Origin of the sequence: Kitasatospora cineracea (assembly GCF_003751605.1) — a bacterium.
Taxonomy (GTDB): domain Bacteria; phylum Actinomycetota; class Actinomycetes; order Streptomycetales; family Streptomycetaceae; genus Kitasatospora; species Kitasatospora cineracea.
Map to the genome: position 1 here is coordinate 2,465,245 of NZ_RJVJ01000001.1, position 18,715 is coordinate 2,483,959.

The window sequence follows — 18,715 nt, forward strand, 5'->3', positions numbered from 1 at the left end:
GGCACGTTGTTGGGTCCTGAGGGAACGAGTGATCGTTTTCTCATGGATGCCGGCCTCATGCCGGGCGCTCCTGTCAGGGGTGTCGGGTTTGGGTGTCTGGTCGTTGTTTGAGAACTGCACAGTGGACGCGAGCATCTGTGGCCAAGTTTTTAAGGGCGCACGGTGGATGCCTTGGCACCAGGAACCGATGAAGGACGTGGGAGGCCGCGATAGGCCCCGGGGAGCTGTCAACCGAGCTTTGATCCGGGGGTGTCCGAATGGGGAAACCCGGCAGTCGTCATGGGCTGTCACCCGTACCTGAACACATAGGGTGCGTGGAGGGAACGCGGGGAAGTGAAACATCTCAGTACCCGCAGGAAGAGAAAACAACCGTGATTCCGGGAGTAGTGGCGAGCGAAACCGGATGAGGCCAAACCGTTGTGGTGTGAGACCCGGCAGGGGTTGCCACGACGGGGTTGTGGGAAAGTTCTTCAGTCGTCTGCCGGCGGCTGGGCGAGTCAGAAACCGTATGGGTAGTCGAAGGACATGCGAAAGGTCCGGCGTAGAGGGTAAGACCCCCGTAGACGAAATCTGTACGGCTCGCTTGAGCTTCTCCCAAGTAGCACGGGGCCCGAGAAATCCCGTGTGAATCTGGCGGGACCACCCGCTAAGCCTAAATATTCCCTGGTGACCGATAGCGGATAGTACCGTGAGGGAATGGTGAAAAGTACCGCGGGAGCGGAGTGAAATAGTACCTGAAACCGTGTGCCTACAAGCCGTGGGGGCAGCCTTCGGGCTGTGACTGCGTGCCTTTTGAAGAATGAGCCTGCGAGTTTGCGGTGTGTAGCGAGGTTAACCCGTGTGGGGTAGCCGTAGCGAAAGCGAGTCCGAATAGGGCGATCGAGTTGCATGCCCAAGACCCGAAGCGGAGTGATCTAGCCATGGGCAGGTTGAAGCGCGGGTAAGACCGTGTGGAGGACCGAACCCACCAGGGTTGAAAACCTGGGGGATGACCTGTGGTTAGGGGTGAAAGGCCAATCAAACTCCGTGATAGCTGGTTCTCCCCGAAATGCATTTAGGTGCAGCGTCGCGTGTTTCTTGCCGGAGGTAGAGCACTGGATAGGCGATGGGCCTTACCGGGTTACTGACCTTAGCCAAACTCCGAATGCCGGTAAGTGAGAGCGCGGCAGTGAGACTGTGGGGGATAAGCTCCATGGTCGAGAGGGAAACAGCCCAGAACACCGACTAAGGTCCCTAAGCGTGTGCTAAGTGGGAAAGGATGTGGAGTCGCAGAGACAACCAGGAGGTTGGCTTAGAAGCAGCCACCCTTGAAAGAGTGCGTAATAGCTCACTGGTCAAGTGATTCCGCGCCGACAATGTAGCGGGGCTCAAGCACACCACCGAAGTCGTGTCATTGCAGCAATACCCCCAACGGGGGCTGTGATGGGTAGGGGAGCGTCGTGTGCCGGGTGAAGCAGCCGAGGAATCGAGTTGTGGACGGTTCACGAGTGAGAATGCAGGCATGAGTAGCGATACAAGAGTGGGAAACTCTTGCGCCGATTGACCAAGGGTTCCTGGGTCAAGCTGATCTGCCCAGGGTAAGTCGGGACCTAAGGCGAGGCCGACAGGCGTAGTCGATGGACAACGGGTTGATATTCCCGTACCCGCTTTGAAGCGCCAACGTCGAACCTCTTGATGCTAAGCCCGTGAAGCCGGCCCGGAGTCTTCGGACAAAGGGACGTGGTGGAGCCGGTGACCCAACGGGGTAGTAGGTGAGCGATGGGGTGACGCAGGAAGGTAGTCCAGCCCGGGCGGTGGTAGTCCCGGGGTAAGGGTGTAGGACGTTGCGTAGGCAAATCCGCGCAACACGTGTCTGAGACCTGATGCCGAGCCGATTGTGGTGAAGTGGATGATCCTATGCTGTCGAGAAAAGCCTCTAGCGAGTTTCATGGCGGCCCGTACCCCAAACCGACTCAGGTGGTCAGGTAGAGAATACCGAGGCGTTCGGGTGAACTGTGGTTAAGGAACTCGGCAAAATGCCCCCGTAACTTCGGGAGAAGGGGGGCCATTGCTGGTGACGGGACTTGCTCCCCGAGCTGGTGGTGGCCGCAGAGACCAGCGAGAAGCGACTGTTTACTAAAAACACAGGTCCGTGCGAAGCCGTAAGGCGATGTATACGGACTGACGCCTGCCCGGTGCTGGAACGTTAAGGGGACCGGTTAGTCCGATTTCGGTCGGGCGAAGCTGAGAACTTAAGCGCCAGTAAACGGCGGTGGTAACTATAACCATCCTAAGGTAGCGAAATTCCTTGTCGGGTAAGTTCCGACCTGCACGAATGGCGTAACGACTTCTCGACTGTCTCAACCACAGGCCCGGTGAAATTGCATTACGAGTAAAGATGCTCGTTTCGCGCAGCAGGACGGAAAGACCCCGGGACCTTTACTATAGCTTGATATTGGTGTTCGGTTCGGCTTGTGTAGGATAGGTGGGAGACTGTGAAGCAGCAACGCCAGTTGTTGTGGAGTCGCCGTTGAAATACCACTCTGGTCGTGCTGGATGTCTAACCTGGGTCCGTGATCCGGATCAGGGACAGTGTCTGGTGGGTAGTTTAACTGGGGCGGTTGCCTCCTAAAGGGTAACGGAGGCGCCCAAAGGTTCCCTCAGCCTGGTTGGCAATCAGGTGTTGAGTGTAAGTGCACAAGGGAGCTTGACTGTGAGACTGACGGGTCGAGCAGGTACGAAAGTAGGGACTAGTGATCCGGCGGTGGCTTGTGGAAGCGCCGTCGCTCAACGGATAAAAGGTACCCCGGGGATAACAGGCTGATCTTCCCCAAGAGTCCATATCGACGGGATGGTTTGGCACCTCGATGTCGGCTCGTCGCATCCTGGGGCTGGAGTAGGTCCCAAGGGTTGGGCTGTTCGCCCATTAAAGCGGTACGCGAGCTGGGTTTAGAACGTCGTGAGACAGTTCGGTCCCTATCCGCTGTGCGCGTAGGAGTGTTGAGAAGGGCTGTCCCTAGTACGAGAGGACCGGGACGGACGAACCTCTGGTGTGCCAGTTGTCCTGCCAAGGGCATGGCTGGTTGGCTACGTTCGGGAGGGATAACCGCTGAAAGCATCTAAGCGGGAAGCCTGCTTCGAGATGAGCACTCCCACCTCCATCGAGAGGGTAAGGCTCCCAGTAGACGACTGGGTTGATAGGCCGGATATGGAAGCCCTGTGAGGGGTGGAGTTGACCGGTACTAATAGGCCGAGGGCTTGTCCTCAGTTGCTCGCGTCCACTGTGTTGTTCTGAAACAACGACCCCCGCCGGAGGGATCCGGCCGGGCGGCGACAGTTTCATAGTGTTTCGGTGGTCATAGCGTGAGGGAAACGCCCGGTTACATTCCGAACCCGGAAGCTAAGCCTCACAGCGCCGATGGTACTGCAGGGGGGACCCTGTGGGAGAGTAGGACGCCGCCGAACAATCATTGTGGGAAAGCCCCCTGACGGGAAGTCAGGGGGCTTTCTCGCGTTCAGCTGTCGGCGCTTTCCAGTGCGGCCTTGAGTTCGGCGAACAGGGCGGTCGGAGGGCGCCGGCCGTGGTGGGCGGCGATGGTGGTCCACAGACGTTCGCCGAGGACGGTGGCGGCGCGTAGGGCGGTGGTCAGGGCTTGGGGGGTGGCGGGGGCGGTGGTGGTGCGGAGTTCTGCGGTGGTGGTGGGGGAGAGTTCGCGTTCGGCGGCGCGGGAGGGGGTGAGCCAGTGGGTGGTGGAGTTCTCGGCCAGGCGGGCCATCCAGAGGAGGTGGCGGTGGGCGTGGCCGAGGGCGTCCCAGGCGCGGAGGTGTTCGCCGCGGGCGGTCAGGTGGTGGGTGAGGACCAGCCAGTTGGCGAGCGGGTCGCAGTACTCGGCGATGATGCCGGGGTTGTCGAGGTCGGGGACGTAGCGCAGGGGGAGGGAGTCCAGGACGGGGGCCAGGGCGCCGCTGCGGTCGACCAGCAGCATCCGGTCGGTGGTGGCGCCGCGGGCCGGCCAGGTGGCGACGGTGGGGATCTCGTCGGCGGTGGTGAAGTGGAACTCGCCGCGGACCAGGCCGGGGAAGAAGGCGACGTGGGAGCCGAACTCGTTGAGCAGGACGTAGCTGGTGGGGGCGATGGCACTGCACCAGGCGGTCGGGTCGATCTCGGTGCGGCGTTCGGGGGTGAAGAACAGCCAGAACTCGATGTCGCTGTGGGCGTCGGCCTCGCCGGCGGCGAAGGAGCCGTACATCAGGGCGGCGTCCAGGCCCGGGTCGGCTTCGCAGGCCGCGCGGACGCGGGCGATCAGCTCTTCTTGATACAGCATCCGGGCATCCAAGCAGCCGTGGCCGGGGCGGGCAACGGGGTTGCGGGGGCCGGGGGGTGACGGTGGGTCAGAGGCGGCCGGCGGCCTTGAGGGCGAGGTAGGCGTCGGCGAGGGCGGGGGCGATGGACTCGGGCGGGGCGTCCAGGACGGTGATGCCGCGGCGGGTGAGGAGGTCGGCGGTCCGGCGGCGGTCGGCGCGGGTCTGTTCGGCGGCGGCGGCGCCGTAGACGTCGCGGACGGTGATGCGGGGGGCGTGCGCGAGTTCGTCCAGGCGCGGGTCGGCGACGGAGGCGAGGACCACCTCGTGGCGCTTGGTGAGGAGCGGGAGTTGGGGGAGCAGGCTCTCCTGGATCTGGTGGGCGTCGAGGCCGGTGAGCAGGACGATCAGGGAGCGGTGCGGGGCCATCCGGAGGGCGGTGGAGGTGAGGGCGCGCAGGTCGGTCTCGATCAGGGCGGGTTCGAGCAGGGACATCGCGTCGGTGAAGGCGGGGAGCACCTCGGCGGGGGAGCGGCCGGCGACGGCGGCGCGGCGGTGGCGGTCGTGGGCGAGCAGGTCGACCCGGTCGCCGGCCTTGGTGGCGAGGGCGGTGAGCAGCAGGGCGGCGTCGAGGGCGGCGTCCAGGCGGGGGGCGTCGCCGACGCGGCCGGCGGAGGTGCGGCCGGTGTCGAGGACGATCAGGACGTGGCGGTCGCGTTCGGGGCGCCAGGTGCGGACGGCGACGGTGCTGCGGCGGGCGCTGGCGCGCCAGTCGATGGAGCGGACGTCGTCGCCGGGGAGGTACTCGCGCAGGGAGTCGAACTCGGTGCCCTGGCCGCGGGTCAGGACGGAGGTGCGGCCGTCGAGTTCGCGCAGGCGGGCGAGGCGGGAGGGGAGGTGCTTGCGGCTGGTGAAGGCGGGCAGGGCGCGGATCCGGCAGGGGGCGTCGAGGGTGGCCTGGCGGCCGGCCAGGCCGAGCGGGCCGAGCGAGCGGACGGTGACCCGGCCGGCGTGGTGGTCGCCGCGCCGGGTGGGGGCGAGCGGGGTGGTGAGGCGGCGGCGTTCGCCGGCCGGGACGGTGACGGTGTGCCGGGAGGCGGTGGTGGCGGTGCCGGGGGCCCAGGCGGAGGGGTACCAGGCGTCGCGGATCCGGGCGCGCAGCGGGCGGCCGGAGGGGTTGGCGACGAGCAGGTCGACGGTGGTGGCCTCGCCGAGGCGGACGGTGGGGTCGCCGGAGCGTTCCAGGGTGAGGCGGCGGACCGGGGCGGCGAGCAGCAGGTCGGCGGTGACGGCGGCGAGCAGGGGCAGCATGACCACGCCGATGCCCGTCCAGGAGGGGAGGAGCAGACCGACCAGGAGGGCGCCGAGGGCGGCGATGAGGGCCGTTCGGCCGGTCAGGGCCATGGGGTGGCTGGGCTCGCTTTCTGGGGGTGGGGACGGCGGCGGGCCGGGGCGCGGGGCCCCGGCCCGGGTTGGGCTACCGGGGGGCGGGCGTCTGGGCGAGGACGGCCTGGATGACGCTGTCCGCGGTGGTGCCCTCCATCTCGGCCTCGGCGCGGAGCTGGACGCGGTGGCGCAGGGTGGGCAGGGCGAGCGCCTTGACGTCGTCGGGGGTGACGTAGTCGCGGCCGGCCAGCCAGGCCCAGGCGCGGGAGGTGTTGAGCAGGGCGGTGGCACCGCGCGGGGAGACGCCCATGGCGAGCGAGGGGGACTGCCGGGTGGCCCGGACCAGGTCGACGATGTAGGCGAGGACCTCGGGGGAGACGGTCAGCTCGGCGATCTCGGCGCGGGCGGCGGCCAGGTGCGCGGCGCCCGCGACGGGGCGGACGCCGGCCGAGGCGAGGTCGCGCGGGTCGAAGCCGTTCGCGTGCCGGGACAGGACCTGGAACTCCTGGTCGCGGGTGGGCAGCGGGAGGATCAGCTTCATCAGGAAGCGGTCGAGCTGGGCCTCGGGCAGCGGGTAGGTGCCCTCGTACTCGACCGGGTTCTGGGTGGCGGCGACCAGGAACGGCTCGGGGAGCTTGCGGGGTTCGCCGTCGACGGTGACCTGGCGCTCCTCCATGGCCTCCAGCAGGGAGGCCTGGGTCTTGGGCGGGGTGCGGTTGATCTCGTCGGCGAGCAGCAGGTTGGTGAAGACCGGGCCGGGTTGGAAGGAGAACTCGGCGGTGCGGGTGTCGTAGACCAGCGAGCCGGTGACGTCGCCGGGCATCAGGTCGGGGGTGAACTGGATGCGCTTGGTCCCCACGTCGAGGGCGGTGGCCAGGGTGCGCACCAGGAGGGTCTTGGCGACGCCGGGGACGCCCTCCAGCAGGACGTGGCCGCCGCAGAGCAGGGCCACGACGATGCCGGTGACGGCGGCGTCCTGGCCGACCACGGCCTTGGCGATCTCCTCGCGCAGGCCGGTGAGGGCGGCGCGGGCGTCGCCGGACCGGTCCGGGACGGTCTTGAGCAGCTGGTCGGTCACGGCTGTCGTACCTGCCATTCCATGTCGTCGAGGTCGTCGGCGAGCCGCAGCAGTGCGGCGTCGTCGGTGGGGGCCGGGCCGTACAGCAGGTGCTGGAGGTCGGCGGCGGGGCGTCCGAGCCGGGCGGCGGCGGCCTCGGTGAGGGCGGCCGGGTCCGGGTCCCCGGTGGTGTGCGGGAGGCCGAGGGCGGCGGCGGCCCGGCGGCGGGTGGCGCGGCGCAGGGTCTCGGCGGCGTGGCCGCGGGCGTTCGCGCGGTGGTAGAGCCGGGCGCGGCCCTCGGTGGTCTCGGAGGCGCGGACCACGGCGGGCAGCTGTTCGGTGAGCACCGGGCCGAGGCGGCGGGCGCGCCAGGCGGCGGCGAGCAGGCCGGCCAGGGCGAGCTGGAAGGTGGCCCAGTACCAGCCGTCCGGGATGAAGTCGCCGAGCGTCCTGGGCTCGTCGTCGGCGGTGGTGTAGGCGGTCGGGGCGAGGGTCTGCCAGACCAGGTGCGGGCGGGCGCCGAGCAGGCCGAGGGAGAGGGCGGCGTTGCCCTCGTGGTCGAGGGCCTCGTTGGTGAGCGGGGCGCCGGTGCCGAGGACGACCACCTGCTGGTCGCCGCGGGTGCGGCTGACCAGGGTGTCGTGGTCGGCCTTCGGGTAGCAGCCGGTGTCGCCGGGGCGGCCCTCGTAGCCCTGGCCGCCGAGGGTGGCGGCCCCGGCTCGGGAGGCTTCGGGCAGCGGGCAGGACGGGGGGAGGGCGGTGGAGGTGCCGGTGTCGGCGGAGGTGCCCTCGATGCCGGGGGCGAAGGCGTTCAGGACCGGCTGGTCGGGGGCGACCAGGACGAGGCGGCTGCGGTGGCCGGGGGTGAGGGCGGCGAGGCTCGCCAGGTCGTGGTAGGCGAGTTCGGCGGGGCGGGTGAGGACGACGGTGGTGTCGTCGGCGCGCAGGGCGGCGCCGAGTTCGGCGGCGCTGGTGGCGGTGCGGGAGTCGATGCCGTGCTGCCGGAGCAGCTGGTCGACGGCGCGGGTGCCGCGGGGGTCGCCGGAGCGCGGGTCGAGCGGGTCGTAGCTGGAGTTGCCGGGGATGCCGGCGACCAGGGTGCCGACCAGGACCAGCACCAGGGCGGCCAGCAGCCACCAGCGGGAGCGCCGCCACAGGGCGCGCAGGGGGGCGCGGGGTGCGGGCGGCGCGGCGGGGGCCGCGGGGGCCTCGGGCGCGGCGGTGGCGGGCGGCGGGGCGGTGGCGGTCATGCGGGTCCTCCGCCGGCCGGGACGGGCGTGGGACGGGTGCGTCCGAGGGCGTGGTCGAGGTCGGCGAGCAGCCGGTAGGCGGCTTCGTCGGCGGGGCGCTCGCCGAACGCGATGTCGTCGAACAGCCGTGCCGCGGAGGCGAGTTCGGTGGCGTGCCGGGGCAGGGCGCGGCCGGCTTCGGCGGCGGCCTCGTCGGCGGTGCGGCCGGGGCGGGGGGAGAGCACGGTGCGTTCCTCCAGGCCGCGGACCAGGGCGCGCATCTGGTCGCGGACGGCGTCCGCCCAGGCGCCGGCGGCGGCGTGCGCGGCGGCGTCGGCGCGGTGCCGGGCGGCGCTGCGCGGTCCTTCGGCGCCGGCGAACAGGCTGCCGTCGGAGCGGGCGGCGCGGCGGGGTGCGCCGTAGCGCCACCAGGCGAGGCCGGCCAGGGCGAGCAGGACGACCAGCAGCACGACGAGCGCGGCGTTGCCGCCGCCGCCGAGCGGTGCGGCGACGCCGTCGAAGGCGCGGCCGATCTGGCGGCCGATCCAGTCCATGACGCGTTCGACGATGCCGGGTTCGTGCTGGTGGTAGACGGCTTTGCGGAGTTCCTCGTGCGCGGCGTCGCGGGCGGCGTCGCGCGGTACGTCGACCGGGGCGCCGTCCGCGAGCAGCGCCACCGTCCCCCGGGTTCCCATCTGGTCAGACCCCCGAGGGGACGGCCGCGGCGGGCCGGGCCGGGCCGGGGCGGTCGGCGGCAGCGGCGGTGAGTTCCAGGTCGAGCGCCTCGCGGCGGAACCGCCGGTCGGTGTAGACCAGGGCGTACAGGGCGCCGGCCAGCGGGACGGTCACGGTGTGGGCGAGGGTGCCGCCGATCGCGGTGATGGCGATGCCGACGGCGGCGTCGGTGTCGTCGCTGCCGAGGCCGCCGGAGAGGCCGACGACCAGGTCGGAGACGATCCGGCCGGGGACGAGCAGCACCTCGGTGAGGAAGTACAGGGCGATCGAGAAGACCAGCAGCAGGGCGAAGGTCCGCCACCAGGCGCCGCGGGCCAGCCGCCAGGAGCGCTTGAGGGCGGCGCCGACGGTCTGCTTCTCGAGCATCAGCGCGGGCAGGGCGAGCAGCAGCCGTATCGACAGCCAGAGCGCGGGCAGCGGGGCGAGCAGCAGCAGGGCGAGCCAGCCGGCGCCGCCGGTGGCGGTGGAGAGCAGGACGGGCAGGGCCGCGGGGGCGGCGAGGGCGGCGAGCAGGATCAGCACGACCAGCAGGTACAGGCCGACCAGCGGGCCGAACCGGGGCCGGACCAGGGCCCAGGCCTCCCGGAGCGGGGTGTCCCGGCCGGTCAGGGCGTTGCCGACGACGGGGGCGAGCAGGCCGGCGGCGAGGATGCTGAGCAGGGCGGCGACCGGGCGGGTGTAGAAGGAGGAGAACAGCGCCTCGGCGTCGGTGCCGTTGAGGTGGATCCACCAGTCGACGCCGGCCTGGGCGAGTTCGACGAGCGCGCCGAGGCCGAGGCCGAACCCGAACGCGGCCCGCCAGTTGCGGCGGACCAGGGCGAACGCGCCGTCCATCAGTTCGCCGAAGCCGAGCGGCCGCAGCGGGATCAGCGGGGTGCCGGGGAGCGGCGGGAGGGCGCCGGCGGGGGTGCCGGGGAGGGGTGCTGCGGGAGCCGAGTGGCCGGTTTCGGCGGTGCCGGGCGGTGGTTCAGCAGAACCGGGTGAGGTCCAGCCCGGGGTCTCGGTCATCGACGCTCCTGGTCGGGGCACCCTGGCTCGGATGCTTCGGGGTGTTTATCGTGCCATGGTGCGCACGCGTACCCCAGGGGTATCCCGTTGCTGATCCACAACGGTCCGGACAAGGGCTCCGGACCATGACCTTTGCGATGGTATGACTGGTTCGGCGGACGGCCGGAGGCGCGGGGCGGAACGGCCGTGCGGCGCAGGTCACATTCGGGTGATGAGAAGATGGAGACATGAAGGGACGTGTCCTCGTCGTCGATGACGACACCGCACTGGCCGAGATGCTCGGCATCGTGCTGCGGGGTGAAGGTTTTGAGCCGTTTTTCGTCGCTGACGGGGACAAGGCGCTGGCCGCCTTCCGGGAGACCAAGCCGGACCTCGTACTGCTCGACCTGATGCTGCCCGGACGGGACGGCATCGACGTATGCCGGCAGATCCGGGCCGAGTCGGGCATTCCGATCGTCATGCTGACCGCGAAGACCGACACGGTCGACATCGTGGTCGGCCTGGAGTCCGGCGCCGACGACTACGTGACCAAGCCGTTCAAGCCCAAGGAACTGGTCGCCCGGGTGCGGGCCCGGCTGCGCCGGGCCGAGGAGCCCACGCCGGAGCAGCTGACCATCGGGGACCTGGTGATCGACGTCGCCGGGCACTCCGTCAAGCGCGAGGGGCGCGGCATCCCGCTGACCCCGCTGGAGTTCGACCTGCTGGTCGCACTGGCCCGCAAGCCCTGGCAGGTGTTCACCCGCGAGGTGCTGCTGGAGCAGGTCTGGGGCTACCGGCACGCGGCCGACACCCGCCTGGTCAACGTGCACGTGCAGCGCCTGCGCTCCAAGATCGAGAAGGACCCGGAGCGCCCGGAGATCGTGGTCACCGTGCGCGGCGTCGGGTACAAGGCCGGACCCAGCTGAGGATGAGCGAGGCAAGGCCCGAGGACTCCCCGCCGGACGACCGCTCCGGCGGGGAGAACGCTGTGCGCGGCGACGTGCTGAGTTCCACCACGACCGGCCGGCCGCGCCGGCGGCGGTGGTGGGCGGTGCTGCTCGCCCCGGTGGTCCGCCCGTTGCGGTACCCGGTGGGCCGGCTGCTGGCGCTGTACCGCCGCTCGATCCAGCTGCGGGTGGTCGCCATGACCCTGCTGCTGTCCTTCGTGGTGGTGCTGGTGCTCGGCGTGGTGGTGGTCGCCCAGGTGCGCACCGGCCTGCTGGAGGCCAAGCAGAAGTCCGCGCACGGGCAGGCCCTGGGTGGCTTCCAGATCGAGCAGGACAAGATCAACGAGGCGATCAACCTCCAGGCCAAGGCCGGACCGACCGCCGACCCGACCCGCGACCAGATCAACTCCTGGCTGACCAAGCAGGTCTCCGACCTGGCCTCCGGCGGCTCCGGCGTCTACTCGGTGATCGCGCTCGCCCCCGGCGACCAGGAGGCCAGCGCCTCCAGCGCCGGCCTGCGCGGCGCCCGCTACTCCGGCACGATCCTGCCCGACTCGATCACCTCCGACCTGCGCCGCACGGTCGCCGCCGACCCGACCAACCCGCAGGAGCAGCCGGTCAAGCTGCACCGCGCCCCGAACAGCCAGACCCCGCCCGGCGACGACAAGGGCCTGGCGATCGGCAAGCAGTTCACCGGCCCGGACGGCAAGCCGTACCAGCTGTACTACGTCTTCTCGTTCTACCAGGAGACCTCCACCCTCAACCTGGTGATCGGCACCCTGGCCACCGCCGGGCTGTTCCTGGTGATCCTGCTCGGCTGCATCGCCTGGGTGGTGGTCCGCCAGGTCGTCACGCCGGTGCGGATGGCCGCCGGGATCTCCGAGCGGCTCGCCGCCGGGCACTTCGACGAGCGGATGAAGGTCACCGGCACCGACGACATCGCCCGCCTCGGCGAATCGTTCAACCGGATGGCCAACGGCCTGCAGGCGCAGATCCGCAAGCTGGAGGAGCTCTCCCGGGTGCAGCGCCGGTTCGTCTCGGACGTCTCGCACGAACTGCGCACCCCGCTGACCACCGTCCGGATGGCCGCCGACCTGATCTACGACAGCCGCGAGGACCTGGACCCGATGGCGGCCCGCTCCGCCGAGCTGCTGCAGGACCAGCTGGACCGCTTCGAGTCGCTGCTCGCCGACCTGCTGGAGATCAGCCGGTTCGACGCGGGTGCGGCGATCCTGGACGCCGAGCCGGTCGACCTGCGCGACATCGTGACCCGGGTGGTCGAGGCCGCCGACCCGCTGGCCCGGGCCAAGGGCAGCGCGGTGCTGATCCGCGGCGCCGAGAACCCGGTGCTGGCCGAGGTCGACGGGCGCCGGATCGAGCGGATCCTGCGCAACCTGGTGGTCAACGCGCTGGAGCACGGCGAGGGCCGGGACGTGGTGATCCGGCTCGGCTCCGCCGAGGGCGCGGTCGCCGTCGGCGTGCGCGACTACGGCATCGGCCTCAAGCCCGGCGAGGCCTCCCGGGTGTTCCACCGCTTCTGGCGGGCCGACCCGTCCCGGGTGCGGACCACCGGCGGCACCGGCCTCGGCCTGTCCATCGCGGTCGAGGACGCCCACCTGCACGGCGGCTGGCTGCAGGCCTGGGGCGAGCCCGGCGGCGGCTCGCACTTCCGGCTGACCCTGCCGCGCACCCGCGGCGGGGAGATCGCCCGGGCCCCGTTCCGGCTGGAGCCGGAGGACTCCCGCTACAACCGGGGCATGTCCTCGGCCGGCGCCCCCTACCGCCGCACCGCGCGCGGCACGGCCGCGCTGCCCGGCGGCGAGTCCACCGCCGTCCCGGAGACCCCGGACACCGAGCGGCACGCCTTCGGCTCCGGCCTCGGCGGCGTGCTCAGCATCGGCCCCGGCCTGGGCCGGCCCGCCGCCGCCCCGGTCTCCGACCCGTCGGACGTCACCGGCTACGGCGCCACCGGCGCGCAGATCGTGGTCGACCGCGGCCGACCGACCCAGCCGGCCCCGCCCGCACCGGACGGCGCCGACACCGACCAGGAGGGGACCGCCGGTGCGCAGGACCGACAGGACGGCTGACCGGCGGGCCCTCGCGGTGGGCTGGGCGGTGCTGCTGGCGACCGCCGCCACCGGCTGCGTCTCGATGCCCTCCGGCGGCGCCCCGCAGCGCCTGGAGGTGTCGCAGAACGCCGCCGACGGCCTCCAGGTGCACGTCTACCCCGTCGCCCCGCACAAGGGCGAGAGCCCCCGGGACCTGCTGGCCGGCTTCCTGGACTCCTCCAACGCCGACCAGGCCAACTACGACACCGCCAAGCAGTACCTGACCGCCGTCGCGGCCCAGAACTGGAAGCCCGACGCGGGCGTGGTGGTGCTGGCCGGCGCCCCGAGCCCGGACAACCCGCTCATCGCGGACGTCGCCACCACCGTCCAGCTGACCGTCGAGGGCAAGCAGGTCGCCACGCTCGACGAGCAGCACAGCTACCAGGCCCGCTCCGGCGACGCCTACGAGCGGACCTTCACCTTCGTGAAGGAGTCCGACGGCCCGGACAAGGGCGAGTGGCGGATCAGCGACCTGCCCGACGGCCTGATCGTCGACCAGACCAACTTCAAGAACACCTACAAGCCGGTCCACCGCTACTTCTTCGCGCAGAACGACAGCTCGGCCGCCCACCCGCAGGCCGCTCCGGCCCTGGTGCCCGACCCGATCTACCTGCGCCGCCGAATAGACCCGCTGACCGAGGCCGCCCAGGCCGCCGCCGACGGGCCCTCCCGCTGGCTCGGCCCGGTGGTGACCTCCAAGCTGGACGGCGTCCGGGTGCAGAGCGCCAGCATCGGCGACAACCGGGTGGCCACCGTCAAGCTGGAGGGCGGCGCCCCGGCCGACTGCAAGCAGATGGCCCAGCAGCTCTTCCAGACCCTGTCCGACCAGCAGAGCAAGCTGGACCGGCTCGACCTGACGCTGACCGGCGGCAGTTGCTCGCTCAGCAGCGGCGAGGCCGCCCTGGTCGCCCCCGGCGTGCTGGCCGGCACCGACAACGGCGTGGCCGCCTACATCCAGCTCAACGACGGCCGGCTCACCCGCTACCAGGACGGCGGCCTGGACCCGCTGCCGGTCTCCGGAGTGCTCGGGCAGGTCCCGCAGGCCGGCCAGTTCCGCCCCGGCCCGGGCGCCGTCGCGGTCCGCCGGGACGGCAACGTCGCGGCCGTGGTCAGCGCCGACGGCCACGAGCTGGTCGAGGCCGAACTGGCCGACGGCGGCAAGTACGGCGAGCCGGTCGTGCACAGCTCCGGCAGCCTGGCCTCGCCCAGCTGGGACGGGCGGCAGGACCTGTGGCTGGTCGACCGCGACCCGGCCGCGCCCAAGGTGCTGATGGTGCGAGACCGCACCGTCGCCCCGGTGCAGGTCGAGGGGCTGGGCGGGCAGACCGTCCAGTCGCTGCGGATCTCCTCCGACGGCACCCGGATCGCCCTGCTGGTCAGCCGCGGCAGCGGCCCGACCACGCTGCTGCTCGGCCTGGTCGAGCACGGCGGCACCGCGAAGCAGCCGACCGCCCGGATCACCGCGCTGCGCGACATCGCCCCGCAGCTGACCGAGGTCGCCGCCGTCTCCTGGGGCGACACCGACCAGCTGGTGGTGCTCGGCAAGGAGGCCGACCGGCTCCAGCAGCTGCACTTCCTGGGCACCGACGGCTCGCAGTCCACCGACTCCCCGCTGCAGGGCGGCGAGTCGATGACGGCGCTGTCCGCGACCGAGGCCCGGCTGCCGGCCGGACCGACCGGCCCGTCCGGCCCGGCCGTGCTGGCCTCCTCCGAGCGGGGCCTGTCCCTGCTGAAGGACAACCAGTGGCACGAGGTGCCCACCAAGTCGAAGGCCGACGCGTTCATCTACCCGGGCTGAGCCCGGCCCCGCCCGCCGCCTCCCCGGCCTCCCCGAGCAGCGCCCCGCGCCGCGCCGCCCCAGGGCCGCGCCGGGCGGCCGCCGCGACGGTGGCCGCCGCCCGCGGCGGGCAGCCCGCCGCGCGCAGCGCCCGGGCCGCCTCGGCCAGGCTCGCCCCGGTGGTCACCAGGTCGTCCACCAGCACCAGCCGGTGCCCGGCCAGCCGCCGGGCCAGCCGGGCCGGCACGGCCAGCGCCCCGTCCAGGTTGCGGCGGCGCTCGGCGGCTCCCAGGCCCGCCTGGTCGGCGACCGGGCGGCCGTGCCGCAGCACCGGCGCGACCAGGGTGGCGACGCCGCCGCGGCGCAGCTCGCGGGCGGCGGCCCGGGCCAGCCGCAGCGTCGGGTCGTGGCCGCGGGCCCGGGTGGCGGCGCGGGCCGAGGGGACCGGCACCAGCAGCAGCGGGGCGGCGCCCGCGCCGGTCGCGGAGCGCACCGCGGCGGCCAGCGCGCCGCCCAGCGGGGCGGCCAGCCGGAGCGCGCCGCGCTCCTTGTGGGCGAGCAGCAGCTGGCGCACCGGCCCGGCGTAGGGGGCGGCGGCGTGCACCGGCGGCAGTCCGGGCGGCGGGCGGTGCGGCCCGGCGGGGCCGGCGGCGGCGCCGTCGAGCAGCGCGCGGCAGGGCGGGCAGAGGCCGGTGAGGCCGCTTCCGCAGCCGGCGCAGCGGGCGGGGAGCAGCAGGTCGAGCAGGGCGGCGAGGACCGGGACGGGGCCGGATCCGGGCTGGTGGGCGGTGCTGCGGCTCGTCACGGAACCCCTCCGGAACGCTCGCCGGGCGGCGACATCAGCCATACGGTGGGCGGTGCCGGGCGTGTTGTCCAGCCGTTCGCCGTTGTTTCACCCGTAGGTGGGTAGACAGGGGAGAACAGCCGGACCGCCGACCGGACGCCGGTACGTTCGTTCGACTGGGGAGGCGAGATCCCCGAGTCAGGTGTTGCATGAGGTTTCCAGGGGTTTCGAACGCTCCTGGTGGGGAGGAAGTGAGGTAAGGGCCGGTGGTCCTCGCGGGTTCCCCGGGCGGTGTCCGGGGGCGGGCGGTGACCGACTGGTCCGGCTGGGTCTCACGCCGGTTCGGGACGCACTCCGGGCCGGTCAGCACGAGGGATCGGAGTTCTGCGTGGACATCGTCGTCAAGGGCCGCAAGACCGAGGTGCCCAAGAGGTTCCGCGAGCACGTGGCCGAGAAGCTGGAGAAGGTCCAGAAGTTCGACACCAAGGCGATCAGCCTGGATGTCGAGGTGTCCAAGGAGCCCAACCCGCGCCAGGCGGACCGCGCCGACCGGGTGGAGATCACCCTCCGCAGCCGTGGCCCGGTGATCCGGGCCGAGGCGTCCGCCAGCGACCCGTGGGCGGCGCTGGACCTGGCCTCCGCCAAGTTGGAGGCGCAGCTGCGCAAGTCCGCCGACCGCCGCCGGGTGCACAAGGGCGGCACCAACGGGCGCGCCCCGGTCAGCGTCGCCGCGGCGACCGCCGCGCTGGCCGACCTGCCCGCCGCCGAGGCCGCCCCGAGCGTCAACGGCACGGCCCGCAAGACCGTGGCGGGCAACCTGGAGGTGGAGGGCGACGGGCCGCTGGTGGTCCGCGAGAAGACCCACGCCGCGGCGCCGATGTCGCTGGACCAGGCGCTGTACGCGATGGAGCTGGTGGGCCACGACTTCTACCTGTTCCAGGAGAAGGACAGCGGCCTGCCGAGCGTGGTCTACCGCCGGCACGGCTACCACTACGGCGTGATCCACCTCAAGGAGGACCTGGCCGCCGCGGTGGACGCCGCGGGGGCGGGCGGCGCGATCAACGGGCCGGACGAGGAGTAGGCGGGACTGACGGCGGGCCCCGCCCGCAGCCGGAGCACCATGGTGACCCCGGCGGCCGCACCGGCCGCCGGGGTCATCGGCGCGTGCGGCGGCCGCGGGGTCACCCAGCCGGGCGGTCCGGCGGCGCAGGGTGACCGGATCGGGCCGGGGCCGTGGAATGATGGGGCGCGTCGAACGTGGCCGGAGGCGGGGGAGGGGCGGATGGGGGAGCTTTCGCGCGAGGGACTGGGGCCGGAGGACGCCGGCTTTCCGCCGCGTCGCGCGGAGCCGATCCGGGTGCTGGTGGTGGACGACCACGCGCTGTTCCGCCGCGGCCTGGAGATCGTGCTGGCCGAGGAGCCGGACATCCGGGTGATCGGCGAGGCCGGGGACGGCGCCGAGGCCGTGCTGAAGGCCGCCGACCTGCTGCCGGACATCATCCTGATGGACGTCCGGATGCCCCGGCGCAGCGGCATCGAGGCGTGCACCGCGATCAAGGACGTGGTGCCCAGCGCCAAGATCATCATGCTGACGATCAGCGACGAGGAGGCCGACCTCTACGAGGCGATCAAGGCGGGCGCCACCGGCTACCTGCTGAAGGAGATCTCCACCGACGAGGTGGCCACCGCGATCCGCGCGGTGGCCGACGGGCAGTCGCAGATCAGCCCGTCGATGGCGGCCAAGCTGCTGACCGAGTTCAAGTCGATGATCCAGCGCCGCTCGGACGACCGGGAGCTGCTGCCCGCGCCCCGGCTGACCGACCGGGAGCTGGAGGTGCTCAAGCTGGTGGCCACCGGGATGAACAACCGGGAGATCGCCAAGGAGCTGTTCATCAGCGAGAACACCGTCAAGAACCACGTGCGCAACATCCTGGAGAAGCTCCAACTGCACTCCAGGATGGAGGCCGTGGTGTACGCGATGCGTGAGAAGATCCTCGAAATAGGCTGAGCGCGCGCCGGGAGCGGCCGCCGGACCCGCCCGGGCCCGGCGGCCGCTCCCGGCGTCTCAGCCCAGCAGCTTCTCCAGCTCCGGCCGCAGCGACTCGTCCGCCAGCCGCTCCACCCGGACGTCCGAGCAGCCCACCCAGCCGGCCGCCTCGCGCAGCGCCTCGGCCAGCGCGGGGACGAACTTCGGTGCGTCCAGCGAGACCTGACGGGCCACCAGGGTGCTGCCCTCGCGGGCCGGGTCGACCCGGCCGACCAGCCGGCCGGCGGTCAGCAGCGGCATGGCGAAGTAGCCGTGCACCCGCTTGTGCTTGGGGGTGTACGCCTCCAGGCGGTGGTTCATGCCGAAGATCCGCTCGGTGCGCGGGCGGTCCCAGACCAGCGAGTCGAACGGGGAGAGCAGGGTGGTGCGGTGGCGCCCGCGCGGCTCGGCGGCCAGCGCCGCCGGGTCGGCCCAGGCGGGCGCGCCCCAGCCCTCCACCTCGACCGGGACCAGGCCCGACTCCGGGAGCGCGGCGTCCAGTTGGGCGCCCTTGAGGCGGTGGTAGTCCATCAGGTCGGCCCGGGTGGCCACGCCGAGCGCGGCCCCGGCCCGCGCCACCAGCCGGGCCAGGCACGCGGCGTCGGTCGGGTCCTGCCCGAACAACTCGCCGGGGACCGCCCGTTCGGCCAGGTCGTAGACCCGCTTCCAGCCGCGGCGCTCGGTGACCACCACGTCCCCGAAGGCCAGCGCCCGCTCCACGGCGATCTTGGTGTCGGACCAGTCCCACCACTCGGAGGTCCTCTTGGCGCCGCCGAGCGCGGTGGAGGTCAACGGGCCCTCGGCGCGCAGCTTGTCGATCACCGCGGCGTACGCCTCGGGGGAGACCGGGTGGCCCCAGACCCGGCCCTTGCTCCGGTAGGCGCGGCGGCGGAACGCGAACAGCGGCCACTCCTCGATCGGCAGCACGCAGGCCGCGTGCGACCAGTACTCGAAGGCGGTGCCGGCGCCCCAGTACGCCTGCTCCACCGGGCGACGGCCGACCGCGCCGAGCCGGGCGTACGGCACCAGCTCGTGCGAGCGGGCCAGCACCGAGATGGTGTCCAACTGGACGGCGCCGAGCTGCCGCAGCACGCCCTGCGCGCCGGAGCGGCGGTCGGGGGAGCCCAGCAGGCCCTGGGCGCGCAGCGCGAGCCGGCGGGCGTGGTCGGCGGGGATCCGGACAGTGGGCGGGGGCGTCGCGGCAAGGGTCTCGGCCATGGGGCGAGGCTAGGCGAGGGCACTGACAACCGGCCGACGGCGAACCGCTTTGACCGTTTGCACCCGGCATCGCACGATGTGCTCCCAGGGGTGACACAGGAATACCGTGCTGACGGACCTCCCGGCCGCTCGGGCTCCTCGCATACGATGGCCCGTACGGTGGGGTGAACTCCCCACCGG

General features: G+C 71.9%; 13 protein-coding genes and 2 rRNA genes. 7 read left to right on the forward strand and 8 right to left on the reverse strand.

Going from position 1 to position 18,715, the window contains the following annotated elements; all coding sequences use genetic code 11:
• Positions 1–139 precede the first annotated feature (139 nt).
• Together EDD39_RS11395 and rrf are read left to right on the forward strand one after the other, a co-directional pair.
• Positions 140–3,245, forward strand: a 23S ribosomal RNA gene (locus EDD39_RS11395).
• Positions 3,246–3,327: 82 nt separating this feature from the next.
• Positions 3,328–3,444: ribosomal RNA gene (gene rrf, locus EDD39_RS11400) — 5S ribosomal RNA — on the forward strand.
• 50 nt (positions 3,445–3,494) lie between these two features.
• Here the strand turns inward: rrf and EDD39_RS42000 are convergent.
• The 6 genes from EDD39_RS42000 to EDD39_RS11445 form a co-directional block, all read right to left on the reverse strand.
• Positions 3,495–4,304 (reverse strand): nucleotidyltransferase domain-containing protein, encoded by an 810-nt coding sequence (locus EDD39_RS42000; RefSeq protein WP_208765482.1) that lies wholly within the window; start codon positions 4,302–4,304, stop codon positions 3,495–3,497.
• Positions 4,305–4,371: 67 nt separating this feature from the next.
• A complete protein-coding gene (locus tag EDD39_RS11420; RefSeq protein ID WP_123555324.1) occupies positions 4,372–5,685 on the reverse strand; it encodes a DUF58 domain-containing protein in 1,314 nt (437 codons plus the stop codon).
• 73 nt (positions 5,686–5,758) lie between these two features.
• Positions 5,759–6,763 carry an AAA family ATPase gene (locus EDD39_RS11425; RefSeq protein ID WP_123555326.1) on the reverse strand — a complete coding sequence of 335 codons (1,005 nt, stop codon included), beginning with the start codon at positions 6,761–6,763 and terminating at the stop codon, positions 5,759–5,761.
• Positions 6,742–7,974: a DUF4350 domain-containing protein gene (locus EDD39_RS42005; RefSeq protein WP_162869995.1), complete on the reverse strand. Its 1,233-nt coding sequence runs from the start codon at positions 7,972–7,974 to the stop codon at positions 6,742–6,744. Before EDD39_RS42005 ends, EDD39_RS11425 begins: the two co-directional genes overlap by 22 nt.
• Entirely contained in the window at positions 7,971–8,648 is a 678-nt protein-coding gene (locus EDD39_RS11440) for a DUF4129 domain-containing protein (protein ID WP_123555328.1), read from the reverse strand. The genes EDD39_RS42005 and EDD39_RS11440 overlap by 4 nt, the downstream gene beginning before the upstream one ends.
• A 4-nt stretch (positions 8,649–8,652) precedes the next feature.
• The gene (locus EDD39_RS11445) at positions 8,653–9,696 is read right to left on the reverse strand and encodes a glycerophosphoryl diester phosphodiesterase membrane domain-containing protein (protein ID WP_123555330.1); all 1,044 of its coding nucleotides are present in this window, start codon (positions 9,694–9,696) and stop codon (positions 8,653–8,655) included.
• A gap of 227 nt (positions 9,697–9,923) precedes the next feature.
• On the opposite strand from EDD39_RS11445, the gene mtrA reads away from it, so the two are divergent.
• Genes mtrA through EDD39_RS11460 form a run of 3 tightly spaced genes read left to right on the forward strand, consistent with a single transcriptional unit; the run spans position 9,924 to position 14,528 of the window.
• The gene (gene mtrA / locus EDD39_RS11450) at positions 9,924–10,601 is read left to right on the forward strand and encodes an MtrAB system response regulator MtrA (protein WP_030459579.1); all 678 of its coding nucleotides are present in this window, start codon (positions 9,924–9,926) and stop codon (positions 10,599–10,601) included.
• 2 nt (positions 10,602–10,603) lie between these two features.
• Entirely contained in the window at positions 10,604–12,709 is a 2,106-nt protein-coding gene (gene mtrB, locus EDD39_RS11455) for an MtrAB system histidine kinase MtrB (protein ID WP_123555332.1), read from the forward strand.
• A complete protein-coding gene (locus tag EDD39_RS11460; RefSeq protein ID WP_123555334.1) occupies positions 12,684–14,528 on the forward strand; it encodes an LpqB family beta-propeller domain-containing protein in 1,845 nt (614 codons plus the stop codon). The genes mtrB and EDD39_RS11460 overlap by 26 nt, the downstream gene beginning before the upstream one ends.
• Here the strand turns inward: EDD39_RS11460 and EDD39_RS11465 are convergent.
• Entirely contained in the window at positions 14,512–15,312 is an 801-nt protein-coding gene (locus EDD39_RS11465) for a ComF family protein (RefSeq protein WP_123555336.1), read from the reverse strand. The genes EDD39_RS11460 and EDD39_RS11465 overlap by 17 nt on opposite strands.
• Before the next feature lie 367 nt (positions 15,313–15,679).
• Here EDD39_RS11465 and hpf point away from each other — a divergent pair, with 367 nt between their 5' ends.
• A complete protein-coding gene (gene hpf / locus EDD39_RS11470) occupies positions 15,680–16,372 on the forward strand; it encodes a ribosome hibernation-promoting factor, HPF/YfiA family (RefSeq protein ID WP_030459583.1) in 693 nt (230 codons plus the stop codon).
• Positions 16,373–16,573: 201 nt separating this feature from the next.
• Positions 16,574–17,299 (forward strand): response regulator, encoded by a 726-nt coding sequence (locus EDD39_RS11475; RefSeq protein WP_030459584.1) that lies wholly within the window; start codon positions 16,574–16,576, stop codon positions 17,297–17,299.
• 57 nt (positions 17,300–17,356) lie between these two features.
• Here EDD39_RS11475 and EDD39_RS11480 read toward each other — a convergent pair whose 3' ends face one another.
• A complete protein-coding gene (locus tag EDD39_RS11480) occupies positions 17,357–18,535 on the reverse strand; it encodes a winged helix-turn-helix domain-containing protein (protein ID WP_123555338.1) in 1,179 nt (392 codons plus the stop codon).
• Positions 18,536–18,715: the final 180 nt, after the last annotated feature.